This is a genomic window from Williamsoniiplasma somnilux, from assembly GCF_002804005.1.
Classification (GTDB): Bacteria; Bacillota_I; Bacilli_A; order Mycoplasmatales; family Mycoplasmataceae; genus Williamsoniiplasma; species Williamsoniiplasma somnilux.
Genome location: NZ_CP024965.1, coordinates 834,634 through 855,801 on the forward strand (window position 1 = coordinate 834,634; position 21,168 = coordinate 855,801).

General features: G+C 28.1%; 11 protein-coding genes. 5 read left to right on the forward strand and 6 right to left on the reverse strand.

Translation table 4 applies throughout. The features are described from left to right. Positions 1-60 precede the first annotated feature (60 nt). Complete coding sequence (locus tag ESOMN_RS03670) at positions 61-2,631, forward strand: MOLPALP family lipoprotein (protein WP_024863600.1); 2,571 nt, start codon at positions 61-63, stop codon at positions 2,629-2,631. 180 nt (positions 2,632-2,811) lie between these two features. Here the strand turns inward: ESOMN_RS03670 and ESOMN_RS03675 are convergent, their stop codons facing one another. Then, on the reverse strand, positions 2,812-8,247 hold the full coding sequence (locus tag ESOMN_RS03675) for an ABC transporter permease (protein ID WP_024863601.1): 5,436 nt from the start codon (positions 8,245-8,247) through the stop codon (positions 2,812-2,814). 206 nt (positions 8,248-8,453) lie between these two features. Here ESOMN_RS03675 and ESOMN_RS03680 point away from each other — a divergent pair, with 206 nt between their 5' ends. The 3 genes from ESOMN_RS03680 (at position 8,454) to ESOMN_RS03695 (ending at position 14,052) form a co-directional block, all read left to right on the forward strand. Next, complete coding sequence (locus ESOMN_RS03680) at positions 8,454-11,057, forward strand: MOLPALP family lipoprotein (protein WP_024863602.1); 2,604 nt, start codon at positions 8,454-8,456, stop codon at positions 11,055-11,057. A 21-nt stretch (positions 11,058-11,078) separates the two neighbouring features. Continuing rightward, positions 11,079-12,494: a hypothetical protein gene (locus tag ESOMN_RS03685; protein ID WP_024863603.1), complete on the forward strand. Its 1,416-nt coding sequence runs from the start codon at positions 11,079-11,081 to the stop codon at positions 12,492-12,494. Between the two features lie 667 nt (positions 12,495-13,161). Next, positions 13,162-14,052 carry a GIY-YIG nuclease family protein gene (locus ESOMN_RS03695; protein WP_024863605.1) on the forward strand — a complete coding sequence of 297 codons (891 nt, stop codon included), beginning with the start codon at positions 13,162-13,164 and terminating at the stop codon, positions 14,050-14,052. Positions 14,053-14,113: 61 nt separating this feature from the next. Here ESOMN_RS03695 and lysS read toward each other — a convergent pair whose 3' ends face one another. The 4 genes from lysS to ESOMN_RS03715 form a co-directional block, all read right to left on the reverse strand. Further along, a complete protein-coding gene (gene lysS, locus ESOMN_RS03700) occupies positions 14,114-15,616 on the reverse strand; it encodes a lysine--tRNA ligase (protein ID WP_024863606.1) in 1,503 nt (500 codons plus the stop codon). Beyond that, entirely contained in the window at positions 15,616-16,596 is a 981-nt protein-coding gene (dusB, locus tag ESOMN_RS03705; protein ID WP_024863607.1) for a tRNA dihydrouridine synthase DusB, read from the reverse strand. Before dusB ends, lysS begins: the two co-directional genes overlap by 1 nt. Positions 16,597-16,601: 5 nt before the next feature. Further along, a complete protein-coding gene (locus tag ESOMN_RS03710) occupies positions 16,602-16,916 on the reverse strand; it encodes a DUF1904 family protein (RefSeq protein WP_024863608.1) in 315 nt (104 codons plus the stop codon). A gap of 915 nt (positions 16,917-17,831) precedes the next feature. Continuing rightward, the gene (locus tag ESOMN_RS03715) at positions 17,832-18,674 is read right to left on the reverse strand and encodes a lipoprotein (protein WP_100608764.1); all 843 of its coding nucleotides are present in this window, start codon (positions 18,672-18,674) and stop codon (positions 17,832-17,834) included. 340 nt (positions 18,675-19,014) lie between these two features. Between ESOMN_RS03715 and ESOMN_RS03720 the strand changes: the two genes are divergently transcribed. Continuing rightward, the gene (locus tag ESOMN_RS03720) at positions 19,015-19,977 is read left to right on the forward strand and encodes a GMP reductase (protein ID WP_024863610.1); all 963 of its coding nucleotides are present in this window, start codon (positions 19,015-19,017) and stop codon (positions 19,975-19,977) included. 31 nt (positions 19,978-20,008) lie between these two features. Here ESOMN_RS03720 and ESOMN_RS03725 read toward each other — a convergent pair whose 3' ends face one another. Further along, positions 20,009-21,133 (reverse strand): ABC transporter ATP-binding protein, encoded by a 1,125-nt coding sequence (locus ESOMN_RS03725; protein WP_084027481.1) that lies wholly within the window; start codon positions 21,131-21,133, stop codon positions 20,009-20,011. Positions 21,134-21,168: the final 35 nt, after the last annotated feature.

Below are 21,168 nucleotides of genomic sequence, written 5' to 3' on the forward strand. Positions count from 1 at the left end.
ATTTTAATGGTGTAAAATAACTATTGTTATATTAAATTATACATAACGGAGGTCGCTTACATGAAAAAAATGCTCGCACTGCTAGCTTCAGTTTCTCTTGGGGCATCTTCAATTGCTACAGTTGGGTGTTCAATTGGGGATAGTAAAAAGGCTTTAATTGCTAATATGGTAGAACGTGTTATGTATACAAGTTCATACCAAGCTAAAGCTGCGATTATAAACTCTGAAAAAGGAATTAGTGCTAATTACCTTTTAAATACTTGAAAATCTAATTCGATAGGAACTGATTTTTCTAATCATCAAGTTAGCGATCTAAGTGGAAATGATGTTAGGGTTCAATCTTTATTTAATTCCTTGTTTGGAAATTTTAACTATTCTATTAATAATGTTGGAGGAAATGAAACAGTTATTGGAAGTGTTCAAAATAATTTAAATTCATTAAAACAAGATTCTTTAAATCCTTCAAGTTCAACTTTACAAATTTTAAAAACAGTGGGACAACTTGCAAAAGTTTTTGTAGGAACTGGAATCGGGACTGATCTAGGAGGAATTGTTGCTGGTCTTTTAAACCAAAACGGAGGAATTATTGATCAAATAAAAGTAATTGCTGATAATGGTGGTTTTTTAGATGTTATTAACAATTTTTTTGAAAACAATGCTGACCTTTTAGATGGAATAATTGGTGGATTAACTTGAGACGGAATAAACGAATTTGATACAACATTTAAAAATGAAGATACAACATTTGAAGATGCTTTTGAAATTTCCCAAAAATATTTAGCTCATAGTTTGAATCAAATTTTAACAAATAAAAAGGGCGAAAAAAATCCTAACTCAAATAACAAAGATAAGACTTCAATTGCAGACACTGTAACTTGAACATTGAATAAATTAGTTGCTGGAGATCTACAAATCGGAGATTTTAAGGAAATTTTAGGACCACTTTTAACTTGAGTTCGATTGATTATCACTTATCTTGATAGTTATGCTCAAAATGGAGCATTTGATTATAAATCGAATGATGTTAATCACATTTTTTCTGCAAGTGAAACAAATACACAATATAAAGCCAAAATGCACAAGAACAAAATTTGAGAAAATTCTTTAGTGCGAGATAATGCTATCAACGTTAGTGGATTATTTAAAATGTTAGCAAAAATATTAACACCCGAAGCCGGTGATGTTAATGGAATTGGCCTACAAAAAATTGTTTATATTTTAATTGGTGATATTAAAGAAAATGAAAGTATCGACAACAGTACTCAATTAGGATATGAAGCTCTTAAGGGTGTTTACGAATTTATCATTCAATACTTGGCTGATGTTGCGGGAATTCCGGGATTTTTAATTAATTTGGTTTTGGGTACAGGGATAAAACAATTATTAAATCCAATCACAAAATCTTTTTCTAATAACACTTCTTTTGATGATTTTTGATCAGGATTAGCAGGATTAATTGATGTTGTCACAGGAAATCTGCTTTGAGGAATAATATCGAACAAAATTCCTGAAGGAATTAACAAAGATATGATTAAAAAATTGTTGCAAGATTTTTCTAAAGGACTAAAGAAGCCAGAATTTCTTATTTATTACAATAATTATTTAGGATCTTTACAAAACGGTGAACAAGAAAACAATCTTTTTAACAAAATTGTGAAATCTTTTGAAGTTGCTACAAACGATTTAAATTCTGAAGCTGTCGCTGGTCTTAATGCTTTGTTAGAGTCTTTATTGGGTGGAAACTTTGATATTGGTCAAACAATGAACGGATTTGTTGATAAAATTGAACCAACTTTTGATAAAATTGAAAACTGAAATAACTTTGCAAGCATGCCGATTAAAGATATTCTAGATTTATTCGGTTTAGCTAATTTTTTCAACGGTGAGTTCGGTAGACTTTTATACACAATAAAAAATTACTCTTTAAAAAATATTTTTGAATATTTAGATAAATTTTTCAATAAAGATAAAATTGCTTATCAATTACATTTAGGTAATATTGCTTATTTAGTAGAATGTTTAAAAAACAAAGTAACCATCAATGGAAGCGAACAACTAAACATTTTTCAAATTTTAAAAAATTTTATTGGTAATCCGAAATACAAGACAACAATCAAAAAAGTTAAGTTTAGTGATGATGAAGAAATTATTGTAGAAGGAAATCAAACAGCTGCTGCCGCTATTTTAGGACTTAAGATTGGCAAAAAATCAAATACATTAATCAAACATAGTACTTTAAGTGGAATCTCATCAGTATTTGGTCCTGCAGAAGATTGAACAAACAGTGATTTTATTTCTCAAGAAAGTGTGGCAGCAAACTTTGTCACACTTAATAGAATTCTTGATTTATTCATTAACTTAACAGGGAGATTAGAAGCTTCTAATAATAAATGAATTGAAGATAATGTTAATATTTATACTAATTCATCTAATTGAAATTATGAATTAGTTCATGCTGACAATTTAAATGTTGCAGCCACACAAAAAGTATCAATTAAATATAATTTATATTGAAATATTGATAATCAAACTAAAAAATATGAAATCGAAATTATCAGAGATGCTAGTCAAGATATCTACACATCAACTCCTTGAAGAATCGCTTCAATTTATGATTTGTCAAAAAAATAATTTAAATCATATCTTTTGCCCCTAAGTCTCAACAGCAATCATTGAGTATTAGGGTTTTTAATTTTGAAAATTTTAATAAAATATAAAAAATAGTTAACTACAAACAATAAAATTTTAAATTAAAAAATATCTCAAAACGGAGTTTTGAGATATTAAATGATTATTTTATTTTATATTTACTTATTCACTGGTTGCTGACATCATTGTGGCAACATCTTCTTTTCTTGCCGATTTTGAAGATACCAATAATGAACCTAAGTAAGCAATCAACATAATCACTATACATCCAACAGGGGCTCATCATAAAACACCAAACGGAATTGCGAATCCTGATTTAGTAATGAAACTAATTATTAAGGCAATGCCTCCCCAAGTTAGTGTAGTAGCAATGATCCAGGCTGTTAAACTCAAAATAGTAACAGTTCCTAAAACATATGTCATGATCGATCTATTGCTATAACCAAATGAACGTAACATAATAATAAAACGTTTGTATTGAGCGATATAAATATCGCCAAGTAACATTATTAGTAAAGCGGCAGCCACAACTACAGCAGTTACTATTAAAATTGCAATTCAAATCGCTACAGAAGTAATTTGATTTAGCAATGAGATTTTTTCTGATAAGAAATTGAAATCTTCAATTCCATATCCTTCAACTCCACCATTAAAGCCGTGACCAGCTATATCAGTTACTCCTTGTTTACCAGACAAATTTATCATTGAAGCTGAAGAAGTCACAGCTAATGGTTCATCAAAATTTGAAAGAACAACATTATAGAAAGCATGCGGATTATAATCTTGTGAGTCTGCAGATTTAACAAATGCCGTTTTTTGTCAATTTTTTGTTGATTTTAATTTTGTAAAATCAACAAGATCATATTTATAAAATCTTGAATCGGGATCTTTTCTTTTGGTATTAACATCAAAACCGTTGTAATCATAAGAACTTGTTCTAGCAGTTGATCAACCGTTTAGCATATTTGCTAAATCGGAGTCTAAAACAATTAAAGATGAATCGTATGTCTTAATAGTTCCTACATTTTTTAAATTAATTGTTTTAGCTAATCCTCTAGAAATAGGACTTGCACTGTTTACTTTCAAAGTTTGACCATTAACAGCATTTAAGATTCATGTTCAATACCCTTCAGTTAAAGCATTAAGTTCTCCTCCGTTTTGGGTTCCATCAGAAATTGCTGGTCCAACACTATTTCTATAACTACTAAATCTTGAATCATAAGCATTAACAACAATGTATTTATCCTCTGTTCTATATTCGTTTTTTTGTGATCCTCAAGAATCTTTTACAAATTTAGGAACATTTTCGTTAGCGACAACTCTTGATGTCTGACTCAAGTATCATTGAACATTTTCGCTTTTATTTCCTAAGGTATCTGTCAAATATTTAGCAATTGGTTCTTTGTAATTTTTAGTCTTGTTATTTATCGAACCATCTATTCTTGTATCGTCAACAGGACCTAATTTAGTTTTTGCAGCTTCTTCTTGAGATAAAGCAAAACTTATTGGAATGAATAATTCAACATTTTTATATTGATAGTATGGACGAATAAATGAACTAACAATAACTCCGTCTTTGTCATATTTAAAATCACCAAACATATATGCTTTATTATTAATTCCGCTTCATTTATCTGAATTAAATTTTCCTGACGAATCTTCAGCATAATCAGTACCGGTAATAGGAGCTGGTGAATTGTCAGCAATTTGGTATTGCAAATTATAAGTAATTTTACTTGTTTGAATGGTTTGAGGGTCTAAATAAAAATTGCCATTGTTAGTTTTTTCATAACCATATTGATTTAATAATGTCCTATCACCTTGGTGCATATCTTCTGATAATCCACTTCAGTCCTTCGCTGATTCAATGTAATCAGTATCATTATAAGCTCAAGCATTATTTGGTAATTTAATATTCCCTCCTTGTACAGGAGAAAATAATTCAAAAGCTTGCGCTCCAAATGCTTCGACATTTTTTTGATAATCTCCTTCTTTCATGCTATAGTATGCATTTGCCTGCTCATTGTTTGCTGATGGCAATGTCAATGTTTTTGTTGTGTTGTCTCAAATTTTTAATCCATTAAAAATTATGTCTTCATTTTTTGTATAATTATTGTTTAAAATTTGTTCAACTTGCACTTTAACATTTCTACCTTCTTGAGAATTTAGGAACACTTTAGATTTTAAAGAATCACTCATTTTGATAGCATTTTGCGAAGCATCTAAACCAGTTATCTTAATATTGTTATGATTGTCTGATTTAGCATTAATGACTGTTGCAAAAGTTTCTTCTTTTGGAACATATGTCGAAGTTGCGAACCCTAAAGCAAACTGCTCATTTCTTGACTGACTATTTAAATAAGATTTAATAAACGAAGGTGCATAAGACACCAACATGCCAATCAATTGATCTTTTCATGTTCCATCTACACCAACATTATTTTCTCAATTAGAAATTAAGGTTTCTAAAACTTGAGGCAAAGCAGTTGTGATTCCGGAGCTAAATCTTGCAGCAGCGGAAATTCTATCAGCATCTGTTGAACTTGAATCTAATATTACTTCTCCATTTTGGTCGATCAATTTATCAACATTCAATGCATATGCATAAAATTGTTCAATCGCACCAATCGAAAAACCAACTCCCTGAGCAAGCGCTAAAGCATTTCCTGCAGCGGATAAAAATGCGTTGGTAATGCCTGTTCGTGATTTAGCAACATTTTCAAAAATTGTATTAATTTCTGATTGGTTATTTTCCATTTTTGTATATTGCAACGAAGGAAAAATACTGGCATTGTTAACAGATGAAGTGTAATTGTTAGGATTATTGTAATAACCGACTTTACCAGAAATATCTAAAGGTATTGGATCATTATCAACATAATCTTTGTCTAAAATATTTTGACCTTGTCAAAATGCAACTCCATCTTTTGAAAATGGTGAATTACCAATGGGGCTTTTATATGTTACAGAGTTTCTGAAATTAGTGTTGTTAAAATACGTTTGTTTAGCATTAATTGCAACAGCCGGAAGAGCTAAGCCTGCTGAAATTAATAGTGATGAAATAAACACACAAATAACAAGAAGCATAATCACCTGTTTACCCGAAGAAGCTAATTGAAGTGTCAATCTCGTTTGAAAATTAGATTTTTTAAACACAGTTCTTTTAACAAATTCAATTGTTGCAGATTTAGCTCAACGAGTTTTACTTAAAGTTATTGCCAAAACAGGTTTATTTGTTTGTCAATATGCAGTCAAGAAGCCGACCAATGCTGAAAAAAGACCAAAACAAACAAAAGCAATTAACGGTGCCATTCAATCAAAGAAAATTTCATTTTGAGTGAAAGAAAAATAATTTAAGAAAATATTTACCATCGGTATTTGCAAAGCTGTTCCCACTAATCATCCTAAAGGTACAGCTATGAAACCAATAAAGAACGAATAAGAAATATACGATAAAGAAATTTGTTTGGATTCAACACCTAACGCTTTCAAAATTCCAATTTGTTTGGAGTTGGCTTGAATGGTTTTTCTAACACAAACTATTAAAGAGGCAAGTTCAATAATTCCAATTAAAGCTGCCGCAAAATAAGTAATTGAAGAATAAACTTTAAACACTAAGGGATATAACGTTCAGCTAAAATGATAAGTCGATTGGTTAAAATCTTGCAAATTAAAAAATCCTTTAGCTTGAACATCTTTTTGTAATTCGACCGGATCTTTCAACAATAATGCATTTCTTTGGGCATTATTTTTAGAAGCGTTACTAAAAATAATATATTTATTTCTTTGTACATTTAAAGAACTTTGATCACTTGGATTAATTTTAGAAATATTTATAAAGTTAAATGTTTGAGTGATATCTCCGTAAATAGAACTTTCTTCGTTAGAATTTTGAGTTAGTAATTGTAATGTTTCTGGAGAAGCATAAATTAAACCGTCAGTTTCACCTTTTGGCAATGGAATTAATGGATCTGCTGAAGGATAAAACGAATATGTATCTACAGCAAAAGCGGTAATATAAAACAAAGCATTACCAATTTTTAAATAGTCACCAATTTTAACATTATTTTTTTTGGCAAATTGTGAAGAAATAGCAATTTCTCCATTGCTTGAAGGCATAACACCTTTTAAAATTTTGAATTTAGTTAATTGATCATCTTGTAACGCAATAGCACGATATTTTTTTTGTGTAGATGCATCATTATATAAAATTTCCCTTCTAACATAAGAATCATAACCAACGGCTTTGGCAACCAATCTTTCATGAGTTAAAAAAGCAGAAGCTCTTTTTTGAGAATATTTTAAGCCGTTTTTATCTTGGATATTAGCATCAAAAAACCCACCGTTAGGATTAACAGAATCCATTCATTCACTTCTACTTTGAAAAATTGAAAAGTACTTTTCCATATTTTGCCCAAAATCATTAGAAAATTTAAAAGATGTTGATGCAAAAGTTTTTAATTCATTATAAAGACCAGAAAATAAATTTGAATTGTTTCAAGAAATTTCATAAACATTACCATTTTTGTCATAATTTGCATTTGTAATAACTAAATTTGTATTTCCTCTTCAACCACTAATTTTTAATTGGTCTTTTAAATTTTTAATTTCATCAGATCCAAATAGAACATAATTATCTTTATCTTTATTAATGTTTTGAATAGATATATTTGTAGGAATATTTAAATAATAACCTTGAGTTTTTTCTAAATTTAATGGATCTTTATAGTCAATACCAAATACATATTTATAAACTTTTTCTATGTCATCTTTAGTTCAATTTTGATTATTAAACCATCCATCAGACATTACATAACCTATTCTTTCTGATAAAGATTGAATAGCAAAAAAAGCATACATTAATAATTGCGCTTCTTCTTCTGATGAGTGATTATTTTTCATATCTTCTAAAATTGCTGAATAAGATAATTTTTGTTCACTTAAATCTTTAAAAATTGAATATTTTGTAAATCAACCATTATTTCTTAAAGTGTAATTACCAAAAGGAGTGTCTAGCAAATATTCGATATCTTTGTTTGGTTGCGTATTTTTTGGTGTGTCTTGCAAAATTTTTAAATCTCTAAAAAATTGAGTTGCTAAAATCTCAGTTAATAAAATTTTTTCTTGATACAAAGCACTATTGTAAGATTGAGTATCTAAATGAGAAGGATAATCTAAAAATGTTTTAAACATATTATCAAAAGCAGATATAAATTCAGGTGAATTAGTTGTTCTAGTTATGTAATTATTAACAGATCCATTTATAGGATTTTGATTTAAAACTACATTGTAATCAGATTTATCATTAGCACCAACATAGGAATTGACAGAAGAGATTGTATCAAGAATTGGTATAAAACTACGTTCTTCTGAAGCCATTACATTTTTTCCTGTGTTTAAGGCTCATGTGTTGTCAAATTTTTGTGTTGATTTAACAATATCGTTATATTCATGTTGAAGTCTTCTATTAGTGGATATTGAAACTGTCAAAATTAAAGAGGCAATAAAAGTCAAAAGCAAAATAATTGAAAATTGAATTCGAAATTTGAATACGCCCTTAACACCTTGTTTTAGCATTAATAATTGGTTTGATTTCATTTGACGTCCCCCTTGAAATTGGATGTTGGTTCGACTATACAGAATGTTAAAGTGCTAAAAACAACTAAATCTAATCATAATTTTAATACAAAACAAAAAAATATTAAACACTTAAAAGTGTTATTTTTGTTTTTTATCCACAAAATGATGTAAAATAAAAGCAATTGTTATAAATCTTCTTTAAGTATATTACGAAAGGGTCCAAAATGAAAAAAATTCTTGCCGTCTTAGCTTCTATATCATTGTCGACTTCTGCTCTTGCAACCGCCGGTTGCGCAATTGGTGATAACGCTAAATTCATGGCTGCAGAGATGATAGAAAGAATAATGTACACAAGTTCTTTTCAATCTAAAGCAGCAATTATAAATTCCGAAAAAGGTATTAGTGCTAATTTTTTATTAGATGATTGAAAAAAGCAAAAAGTAAACGATGTATTGAAACCTGATGAAGTTAATTCTTTAGGGGGTAAAAATGTACAAATTCAATCTTTATTTAATTCTGTTTTTGGCAGTTTTGACTATTCTATAAATAATAAAGGTGGAAATGAATCTGTTTCTGTAGCGAATAACTTGTCTTCATTAAATCAAAAATCAATAAATCCCTCAAATGAATTTTTGACTACACTGAAAAGTATTGAGGGTATTGCGGCATTATTATTTTCTAGCGGTTTAGGAACTAATATGGGTGGAATTTTAGCTAACTTATTAAATCAAAATGGAGGTCTTATAACTAACATTAAAGATTTTGCTAAAGATGGAGGAGTTTTAGATCAAATTGCTACCTTTATAAAAGGTAATGAAAATAATTTAAACGAAATTGCAAATTCTTTTAGCTGAGATGGAATTAATGAATATGATGCTAGATTTAAAGACGAAAACACAACTTTTGATCAAGCTTTTGAAATTTCTCAAAAATATTTAGCTCATAGCTTGAATCAAATTTTGACAAATAAAAATAATGAAAAAAATCCTAATTGAGAAAAAAAAGAAAATGCTTCAATTTCAGACACTATTAAATGATTAATCACTAATTTAATTACTGGCGGAATCAATTTTGGTGATTGAAAAGAAGTTTTAGGGCCAATTTTAACTTGAGTTAAATTGCAAATTGCTTACATGGATATTTTTGTAAAACGAGGGGCTATTGATTATAAAACACAAGATGTAACACATATTTTTTCTGCTAATAAAACTAATATCGAATACAAAGCAAGTGTTTCAAGTAAATTTATTTGAAAAAATGAATTGGTTAAAAAAAATGTAGTTAACTTTAGTAGTTTGCTCCAAATGCTGGCAAAAATACTTTCACCAACCCAAGACGATACTAATGGAATAGCGCTACAAAAAATTATATATATTTTGTTCGGAGATTCTAAAGAAAACGAAGGCATGGCTGGAAGCAAAGACAAGAATACTGGACCCAGCACTTCTTTAATTTATGAAATTCTAGATGGAGTAAGTGGTTTTGCTGAGCAATATATAAAAAACGCTATCGGAGGATTTTTAGGCGGAATTGCAGCCAATTTAATTATGAGCTATATTAATCCCATTTTTAATCAAATACCTAAATCAATTTCTAACAATACTAATTTTGATAGTTTTTGAATGAAAACAAGTAATTTTATAATAGCAGTTACAACTTTAGCTTGAAGTTTCATTGAAAATGAAATTCCCCCAGAACACAGGGAAGCCGTTAAGAATCTATTAAAGAAATTTTCTGAAAATATTAAAAAAACAGAATTTTTACAATACTACAATAACTTTATTGGAATATTACAAAATGGACAAAAACAAAACAATATTTTAAACAAAATTGTTAAATCTTTTGATGTGATGTCACAAGGCATTGATGCATCTATGGTGAACTCCTTAAATGCAACCATTAGTTCTTTATTGAGTAATGATTTTAACATTACTCAAACAGTAAATGGCTTGATTAACAAAGTTAAACCATTGTTTGATAAAATCGATAATTGATATAACTTAACCCATATGCCTATTAGTAACTTTTTAGACTTATTAGGTTTAAACGGTCTTCTTGAAGGTGATTTAGGAAGAATGTTTTATACATTAAAACACTATTCTTTATCAAACATTGTTATTTATTTAAGTAATTTCTTTAATAATGACGAAATACAATATCAATTGCATTTAGGTAATGTTGCTTATTTAATTCAAACCTTAAAAAACCGTGTTTCAATTAATGGCGCTGAAAAAGAAAACATTTTTGATGTTTTAAGAAAAATTATTAACGATCCCAATTATAAATCAATGGTAAGAACAGTTACTTTCTTTAAAAACAAAGATGACACAGTAGGAAAAACAGAAACAGTAAACAGTAAACAAACTGGAGTTTCTTTAATTTTAGGAATTAAAGATGATAACGGTAAAGCTATATTGATTGAAAATAGTTTATTGAGTGGTCTATCAGCATTATTTGGACCTAAAACAGATTGAGCAGGTTCTGAATGAAAAGATAGCGTTGCCGATAATGCTATATTGTTAAATAAGATTATTAATTTACTTATTATAGTTACTGATAAATTTTCACTTTCAAACGATAAATGAGTTGAAGATAATGTTTTAGTCTATACAAACCCTAATAACTGAAGTTATGAATTGGTTTATACAGATGATATCAATGCTCCAGCTAACAAAGAGATTAGAATTCAATACAATTTATTTTGAGATTATGAAGGTGTGAAAAAGAAATACACAATAACCTTATTAAGAAAAGCAACGAACAGTATCTTCGATACTAACCCTTGAGAATTTGAATCAATATATGATTTTGATAAACCATTAAAATAAAGCGAAAGGAAATAACACATAATGAAAAAAACGTTATTAAGTTTATTACTAACTGGACTAACTTTAACAAGCGGTATTGCTGTTGTTTCTTGCGGAGACAACAATGATTTTGATAATTCTTTTCACATTGGTGAAAAACCGAATATAAATCAAATTATTAAAAATCGTAATTTTACTTTTAATTTAAGCTTTAAACAAACCGAAGAAGAAGCTAATAATGAAAGTAATGTGAAAAGTCAATTATGAAGCAAATTAACAAATCAAAATCCTCAAATTGTAAATAAACCAGAATACTTTGAATTAACAATAAACACTATAGAAAAAACTGCAAAAATATCAACAACTAACCTTAACCCAATATTTGTTGGATCAGTTGACCTTGAATATAATTTTTTACCATATGAATTAGCAACTCCGAAAACAGATTTAGGAGAAATTAAAATTTTTAATTCAACGCCCGAAGGAAATGTGGACAATAATATAATTGAAATTATTAAAACTAAATATACTGATGATTTAACTAATAAATACATATCTTCTATAGACGATTTTGAATATAATGGAACAAACAAAATAACTTTTAAAATTCATGTTGCCAACAAAGGTGTTGATAGTCCAAAATATAAAAGCGGCACTTATGATGGTTTGGCAACGTATTGAGTAAAGGGTAATTTAGAAAATATTTTTGGAGACACAAATGAAATTAAAGACGATATTCAAAACGAAACTGAATTGAAAAATCTTATAACAAGTTATGTCAACCAAAAAGTTAATGCAAATTACGTTACATTTTCAACAAAATTTAACGACATTAACCCAAAAACAATAGAGGTTACAAGCAAGGATGAACATTATAGTGGTAAGTTTGCGATAACATTTACAGGCAAACTTGGAGTTGACTTATTTTCGAATCGACCAGAATTAGGGACTACATTTTTCGACAATGTAGGAACAACAGCAGAGCAATTGCAAAATAGAATAATTGAAGAATTAAAAAAGAAGGACGATACTTTTAAAACTTTCTGAAATATAAATTTAGATAATCCTAGCTTTTCAAATATAAAAGAAATTAATGACAATAACGGGACAGGGTCTCGTAAAAAAGAAATTAAAATAACTATTAATGCCAATACTAATTTAATTGGAAATTTTGATTTAACTGCAAGGTCAGAGGAATTAAATCCTATTTTAATTTTAAAAAAAGATATACCAAACATTAGTGTTGTTAATAATAACGGTGTTTCAGCCAAAAGTTTTGGTCCTGATTTCAAAACTATAGAAGATGTTAAAAAAATAGTAACGGATAAATTACAAGGATTTGAAATTGTCGAGAATAAAGATTCTAAATACATTATTTTTAAAGGCAAAGCAGGCACATTAATGGGTACTGAATCATTAACAATATATAACGATTTTCCTGAATCTACAGAAAATTAAAAACAGAGTTTTAAACTCTGTTTTTTTTAAAAATAAACATTACCAAAACCTCTCACAAAATCAATACAGAAATTAAAGATAAATAACTAACTAGATAAGAATAAAATTCTTTAATATTATTTAATTCGTTTCCAACAATATTTTCAAAATTGTTGAGAAAATTTTTTAGTTCAAAAACACACAAGCCAATCAATAAAATTCCTAACAATATTAAAAATATTGTTACAAAAGTGTTTTTGTTTTTAATTCTTATTTGTTTTAATAGTATTAATGAAGAAAATCAAAAACTTAATAAATTGAAAATCAAAAAGCTATAATCAAAATTCATTATATATTTATAAAAATTTTGAAAATACATAATTGTAAGATGTTCTTTTAACTCTATTTTTGCTTTCAAAGTTCATGTTAGTGATCAAATTAAAATTGATAAAAATATTATATTTAGGGTAAAACCAAAAATATTTTTTAAAGAATTTTTCATTTATAAAACTAAAGCCCCTTCTTAATTTTTTTATAGAAATAAATGTTTGTCTATAAAAACTTAATAAAAAAACATTTTTAAACGATAGCAATGAAAAAAATATAAATTTATTTATCTTATAATATATAGAGAAATATAATTCATAAAAATTAAATAATTTTATCAATTATAAAATAGAGGTTTGTAATGTGAGTATTTGTGCCAATTGCTACTTTAACAACAATTGCAATGTGAGTTATTATTATTTTGATTGCAATTAGATTCTGAAAAATTATTGTAGTGGCAATTATTCTTCAAGTTGCGTTTTTTACCTACGCAATGTTCAAAAGTAATTTAGACTTAATTATTTTAGTTGCAATTTTTGCACTGGTGACTTCGTTCTTTGTCCTGATATTTTTTTTATTATTTAAACATTACCAAAATAAAAAATCACTTCAAGAACAAAAAGATAATTTTAAACCTCTAATAAGTCAAAAGAAATTTGAAGATTTAAACCAAGAAACATCTGAAAAAAATTTGGCAGAAAATTTAATAAACTACAAAAGAAATTTTGAAAATGAAAAATCAATTTCGTATAAACATTGATTTCCTTATGAAAATATTAAAAAAGAAATTTTTATTAAAATGGAAAACGAGTTTGATACAAAACGAAAACCAAAAGCAGGAGTCTACGCATATTTAATAGGTCCTTATTTCACAAATCCTCAAAAAATTAAAGAAAATTGATTAAGAGTTAAGCCTATATACGTAGGGTCATCAAATAATTTAAACAGAAGATTTAAAGAACATATTGCCGGAGTCGAAGAAGAGAAGCACAAAAATAATATTCGATACATTAAATCAAGAGAATATCGAAAAACTTCTAAAAAACTAGGATTACCTTATTCATTAAGATTTATTTTATTAGAAGAATGAGTTGTTTTACTCGAAAAAGATTCTAAAGAATATTCAGACTTTAAATTATCTAGAGAGCAATATTGAATAAGTCAACTAAAAACTTTGGAGATAGGTTTTAATACATTGAATACTAAAGGTAATGGTTCACACCCCAAAAATTTAAAGAATAAAACCGATTAGTCTTTAGTAAAAATCAACACAAACAAAACCCTCACTTTAAAAATGAGGATTTTGTTTTATATTAATCTCTAGGTTTCATTTGTGGGAATAATAAAACATCTTTAATTGATTCAGAATTAGTTAATAACATTACTAAGCGATCAATTCCGATTCCGATTCCAACAGTTGGTGGTAAACCTGTTTCTAAAGCTTCGATAAAATCTATATCCATATCGTTAGCTTCATCGTTTCCGGCTTCAGCTTCTTTGATTTGTGCTTCAAATCTTTCAAATTGTTGCATTGGGTTATTCAATTCAGTAAAGGCATTAGCATACTCTCTTCCAATAATAAATAACTCGAAACGATCAGTAAATCTTGGATCATCTCCATTAAGTTTAGATAATGGTGAAATTTCAACTGGATGACCATAAACGAAAGTTGGTTCAACAATTTTAGATTCAACAAATTCTTCAAAAAATAAGTTAATAATATGTCCCACACTATTGTGATGTTTTTCAACTTTAATATGTTTTTCAAGCGCTAATTTTTTAGCATCTTCAAAACTCATTGATTTTCAAAAATCAATTCCTATTTGTTCTTTAATTCCGTCAACCATGTGTAATCTTTTAAATGGTTTATCTAAATCCAAGTGAACATCACCATAAACAATTTGGTTTGAAGGATTAACTGCTTGGTTACATTCTCTAATGATTCTTTCAGTTAAATCCATCATGAAATAAAAATCTTGGTAAGCAATATATAACTCAATCGAAGTAAACTCTGGGTTATGTCGTGTGTCCATTCCTTCATTTCTGAAGATACGTCCAATTTCATAAACCCCTTCAAAACCACCAACAATTAAACGTTTTAAATGTAATTCAGTTGCAATTCTTAAGTAGAAATCACGATCTAAAGCGTTATAGTGAGAGATAAATGGTTTTGCAGCTGCCCCACCTTTAGAAACATGTAGCATTGGAGTTTCGACTTCCATATAACCCATATTATCTAAAAGTTTTTGGATTGTACGAATAATTTTTGAACGACTTTGGAAAACTTTTTTAACATCTTGATTCATGATTAAATCAACATATCTTCTTCGGTATTTTTCTTCAATATCTTGAATTCCTGCATGTTTGTCTGGTAATGGTCTTAAAGCTTTAGATAATAATGTATATTCTTTAACTCTTAGTGATAATTCCCCATGATCAGTTTTCATCATTGTTCCGTTAACACCAATGATATCTCCAAGATCTAAGTCTCTAAATCTAGTAAAGTTTTCTTCACCAATTTCATCCATCCTTACATAAAGTTGAATTGAAGCATCTTGGTCTTGAATGTTGACAAAAGCAGCCTTTTTACCAGCTTCTCTAAATAATTTAATTCTTCCTGCAATTTGAAATGCTTCGACAGGCATTGCTGCTAATTCTTCTTTTGAAAAAGGACCAAATTTAGTTACTAAAGCCTTGATATTACTGTTTCTTATAAACTTAGTAATTTTATAAGGGTCTTGTCCTTCTGCTACTAATTTAGCGTATTTTTCTCTTCTAATAATTTCTTGTTCACTTAGTCTTCTATTATCACTCATTATGCTTCTCCATTTTCATATTCTTTAATTAAATTATAAACATCTTCTAATGTTTCAATATTATTTGCTCGTTCTTTTAGTGATTTTACGAATGGTTTTGTTGGTAAAACATCAAAATATCATGCTAAATGCTTACGAAATTCACGCATTCCTCATTCTTCGGTTTTTAGGTCAGCTAACAATTTAGCGTGTTTAACAACAACATCTTTTCATTCTTTAAAAGATGGTTTTGCTTTTTTTTCACCAGTTGCTAAAAAATGATTTATTTGTTCAAAAATTCAAGGATTACCTTGGCAAGCTCTAGAAATCATAACTGCATCACACCCAGTTTGATCTAACATTTGTTTTGCTGTTTTTGCATCAATAACATCACCATTACCAATAACTGGAATTTTTACAGCTTCTTTAACTTCTCTAATTTTGTCTCAATCAGCATGGCCGGTATAGAATTCACTTCTTGTTCTTCCATGAACCGCAATCGCACTAGCACCAGCTTGCTCAATTAATTTTGCAACTTCTACAGCATTAACTGATTCTTTATCCCAACCCAAACGAATTTTAGCCGTTACTGGTTTAGTTGTATTAGCAACAACTGCTTTAACAATTTCAAAAATTAAACCAGGAGTTTTTAATAAACTCGATCCCGATGCAGATCTAATTGCAATCTTTGGAGCTGGGCAACCTAAATTTAAATCAATAATGTCACAATTTGAATATTGTTCCATAAATTGTGTTGCCTTAACGAAAGATTCAACATCATTTCCGAAAATTTGCATCGCCATTGGGTGCTCTTGATCATTAACTTTTAGCATTTTATGTGTTTTTTGATTTTCATGTAAAATACCTTCAATCGAAACCATTTCTGCATAAACTAAAGCAGCTCCGTGTTCTTTAGATATTAATCTAAAAGGTTCATTAGAAACTCCCGCCATTGGTCCTTGAACAACCTTTCCCTTTATCTCTATATTTCCTATTTTCATTTTTATTAACCTATTTTATTTCCATTCATATATCATTTGTTGTTCATGTCAGTAAAAAATACCCCAACTTTATCACTATCGTTTTTGAAAAAATTAACTAAGTGATTAGTCAATAATTGTTCTTTATCAACTCTGCTCATTCATTCAACAGATATGTAAATTGAACTTTGACCATCTTTTATTGGATAAATTTTTGAACCCTCATAAATAAACATAATATTTTCTGATTTTGCCACAATTAGTTCAGCAATTTCATCTATTTTTTTGGCATATTCTTCAACCCTTTGTTGTGTTACTCCACTAAATTTTATTATTGGCATATGAACCCCTTTTCAGAATTTAACTAAACTAATTTTACCTTTTTAAAATAAGAAATAAAACTTCAACAAATTAAAAATAAGCATATCTTTTTGGCGAAAAAAATGTAATCATTTTTAGTTTTTGTTAATTTTTCAAGATTACAATTTATATTTAACCCTAAATACTTTTTAGTATTCTTTAGTTGTAAAAGTAATTACTAACTCACTAAATTTAATCAAAAATATACAAATGTTATTAATACCACAAAAATTCTAGTCTAATTAACAGTGTCATTTTTTATTATAATTAAAAAATAGTTCATCTTAATTTGCTTTTTTGGTTTTATTTTTTTTCGATATTAAAAATTCGAGCAATAACCTATAATACAAAGTCTTATTGCATTTCAAATAATTTTTTCATTTAAAGTATTTGTTTTTTGTAATAGATTAATATTAACATAGTTATTAAAAATCAATATAAGTTTTAATTTTTTTGAATTTTATTTTTAAAAGTCGATAAAATTGAACAAAATAACTTTTATCCTTTAACATAAAACAAATTTAAATTTGAAGTTGTTTTATATATTTTAACTCTACAATAAACGCTTGTAGAAATTGTGGTTTTAATGGACAAATATCTAATAGCAGTTAATTTAATATTTTTTTAATTTGTTTTCTTGAGTAATATTTTAAAATGTGTGTAAATTATGTTTTTTTCTTTTTGTAGGTTTGTTTAAAAAATAATAAAATAAAAAGAGGCAAGCCTCTTTTAAAAAGTATATAAATTAAAATGTTATTATTCTATAAAAATTTATTGTTAATGTAACAGAAATTTGAGTAATGAATTGATTTTAAAAAGTTATTTATGCTATTAAAATTACTTTATCAAACGATTCTCTTCAATATATTTTATTTCTGTTTGATCAATTTGAACATTTAAGTGTTGCTTGCTTTAACTGTGAAAGTCACTGCAATTGGATTTGCTAATTTGTTATAAACAGTTGAACCTTCGTTTACAGTAATAGAAGCACCTGTTGCAGTTATATCTCCAACAGCAAGTTCTGCTGTTTGAACATTTGCATTTTTTGCAACTATTGCATCTAAAACTTCTTGTGAAGTTGGTGTTGCAGCAGCGGCTGTAATTTCACCTAAGTTTGTAACTGTTAAATCAGTACTTAAATCTTTAAGAACTGTAGCTATTTTAACTGTGAAAGTCACTGCAATTGGATTTGCTAATTTGTTATAAACAGTTGAACCTTCGTTTACAGTAATAGAAGCACCAGTTGCAGTTATATCTCCAACAACAAGTTCTGCTGTTTGAACATTTGCATTTTTTGCAACTATTCCTGTTAAAACTTCTTGTGAAGTTGGTGTTGCAGCAGCGGCTGTAATTTCACCTAAGTTTGTAACTGTTAAATCAGTACTTAAATCTTTAAGAACTGTACCTATTTTAACTGTGAAAGTCACTGCAATTGGATTTGCTAATTTGTTATAAACAGTTGAACCTTCTTTTACAGTAATAGAAGCACCAGTTGCAGTTATATCTCCAACAACAAGTTCTGCTTTTTGAACATTTGCATTTTTTACAACTATTCCTATTAAAACTTCTTCTGAAGTTGGTGTTGCAGCAGCGGCTGTAATTTCACCCAAGTCTTTAACTGTTAAATCAACACTTAAATCTTTGATAGCTTCTGGATTTTTATCTCCACAAGCAATAACAGTTGCTCCGGCTGTTGCTGTTAATCCTAATGTTGCCAATACACTTAATAATTTCTTCATAATAAATCCCCTTATTATTTTAAATTTTAAATATCACATAAATTATATTTATGCTTAATTTATATTTTAAGTTAAAAAAGACCAAAAGCAACTTTTTAATATTTTTTAGCAAAATTTTTAATACTTAAATTTTAGATTTTATTATTTTAAATTAGGTTATATTTTAGTACTGAATAATAAAATTTTATCCTTTTAAAATTTTTGATAAATATTAACTAGAATATTTTAATGTTGATTATTATTTAAGTTGAAATTAGTTTCAAAGATTAAACATTTGTTAACATCAATAATCATTTATAATTAAATAGTATTTGTCTAGTAAAATACGGAGGATAAGAAAATGAAAGCATTTGATTACGAAGATATTCAGTTAATACCAGAAATGTGTATTGTTAAATCAAGAAGTGAATGTGACACTTCAGTTAAATTAGGAAAACACACATTTAAAATGCCTGTAGTACCATCAAATATGGTAACTGTTGTTAATGAAGAATTGTGCGAACAATTAGCCATTAAAGGCTTTTTCTATGTAATGCACCGTTTTAATGTTGATGCTATTAAATTTGTGCAAAAAATGAAAGCTAAAAATTTAATTTCATCAATTTCTTTGGGTGTCCAAGTTGTTGATTATGAAATTGTTAAACAATTAAAAGAAAATGACTTAATTCCAGACTACATTACAATTGATATTGCTCATGGTCATTCACTAGCTGTTAAAGATATGATTAAACATATCCGTAAACACATGGGAACTAAAACATTTATTATTGCTGGAAATGTGGGAACACCTTCAGCCGTTCGTGACTTAGAATATTGAGGTGCTGATGCTACTAAAGTAGGAATTGGTCCTGGTAAAGTTTGCATCACCAAATTAAAAACCGGTTTTGGAACCGGTGGTTGACAGTTATCGGCTGTTAAATGATGTAGCAAAGCTGCTACTAAACCAATTATTGCTGATGGGGGAATCAGAGTTAATGGAGACGTTGCTAAATCAATTAGATTTGGAGCATCAATTGTTATGATTGGTTCGTTATTTGCAGCTCATGCTGAATCACCAGGAAAAACAGTAGAAATTGATGGAGAATTATATAAAGAATTCTTTGGTAGTGCTAGTGAATTTAATAAAGGTGAAAAACGTTATGTTGAAGGTAAAAAAGATATCATCAAAATTCGTGGTTCAATTTTTGAGACATTAACAGAAATGGAACAAGATTTACAATCTTCGATTTCATACTCTGGAGGAAACAAATTATTAGACATCAGAAAAGTTGATTATATTATTCTTAAAGATTCTAATTTTTAAATAATAAAAAGCAGTCGAGGCTGCTTTTTTATTATGATCAATCAATTGTTTTTGGATCAGCTGGTTTTGTATTTTTGATAACTTCATCAATTAATCCGTTTTTAATATGAATGATTGTGTTAGCTATTTTAGCAATGTTAGGGTTGTGGGTAACAACGATAACAGTTGTTTTATATTTTTTATTTACTTTAACTAAGATTTCTAATACTTTTCTTCCCATTTCTTCGTCCAATGCCCCAGTTGGTTCATCAGCAAACAGAATATCAGGATTTTTTGCTAATGCACGAGCAATAGAAACACGTTGTTGTTGTCCCCCGGACATTTGGTGAGGGTATTTATTCATTTGTTCTGTCATTCCGATAGTTTCAAAGATATCAGTAATTGAAAGACCTTTGGTTTTATCTCTTGAAAGGTTTTCTCCAACTTCAGCATTTTCTTTAGCTGTTAAGTTAGTTAACAAGTTGTATTGTTGAAAAATGAATCCAACGTTGTTACGGCGGAATTTAGTTAAGTGTGAATCTTTTAATAACGAAAGATTTGATCCTAAAACGAAAACATCACCTTCACTAGCTTTATCTAATCCAGAAATAATGTTTAAAAATGTTGTTTTCCCCGATCCCGATGGTCCAAGAATAACTATAAAATCACCTTTATCTAAGATTATATCAATTCCTTTTAAAACTGGTGTTTCTAAATCTCCAGTAATATATGATTTACGTACCCCATTTAACTCAATCACATGTTTATCAACTTTTGGTTTATAGTTGGTTGTTGTAACAATTGTTCCTTCCAATATTTCTTTTGAATATTTAGAAGTCAATTGTTTTTGTCTTTTATCAATTTGTTTTAATTGTTTAACTCTTGATTCTTTTTTTTCTAAAGGAGCAAGATCAATTTGAATAAATTCTCTTTTATTTGTCTCTGTGTTGTTATCATTAATGTGACTATCAAGTTTTTCTTTATTAATTGTTTTGTTATTTGAAACTGATTCAGTTGTTAATTCAATTTTTGCATCAACCTTAGTTTCGATTTCTTTTTTCACAATAGATGACGAATTTTTCTTTACAGCAACTTTAGGTTTTTCTGTTTTTTCTAAAGTTCTTGATTTGTTTGTTTGCACTTTAGTAGATTTGGGTTTATCACTTTTTTTATCCATAGATGGACCTCATATATCTCTCTAGTTTAAAACAA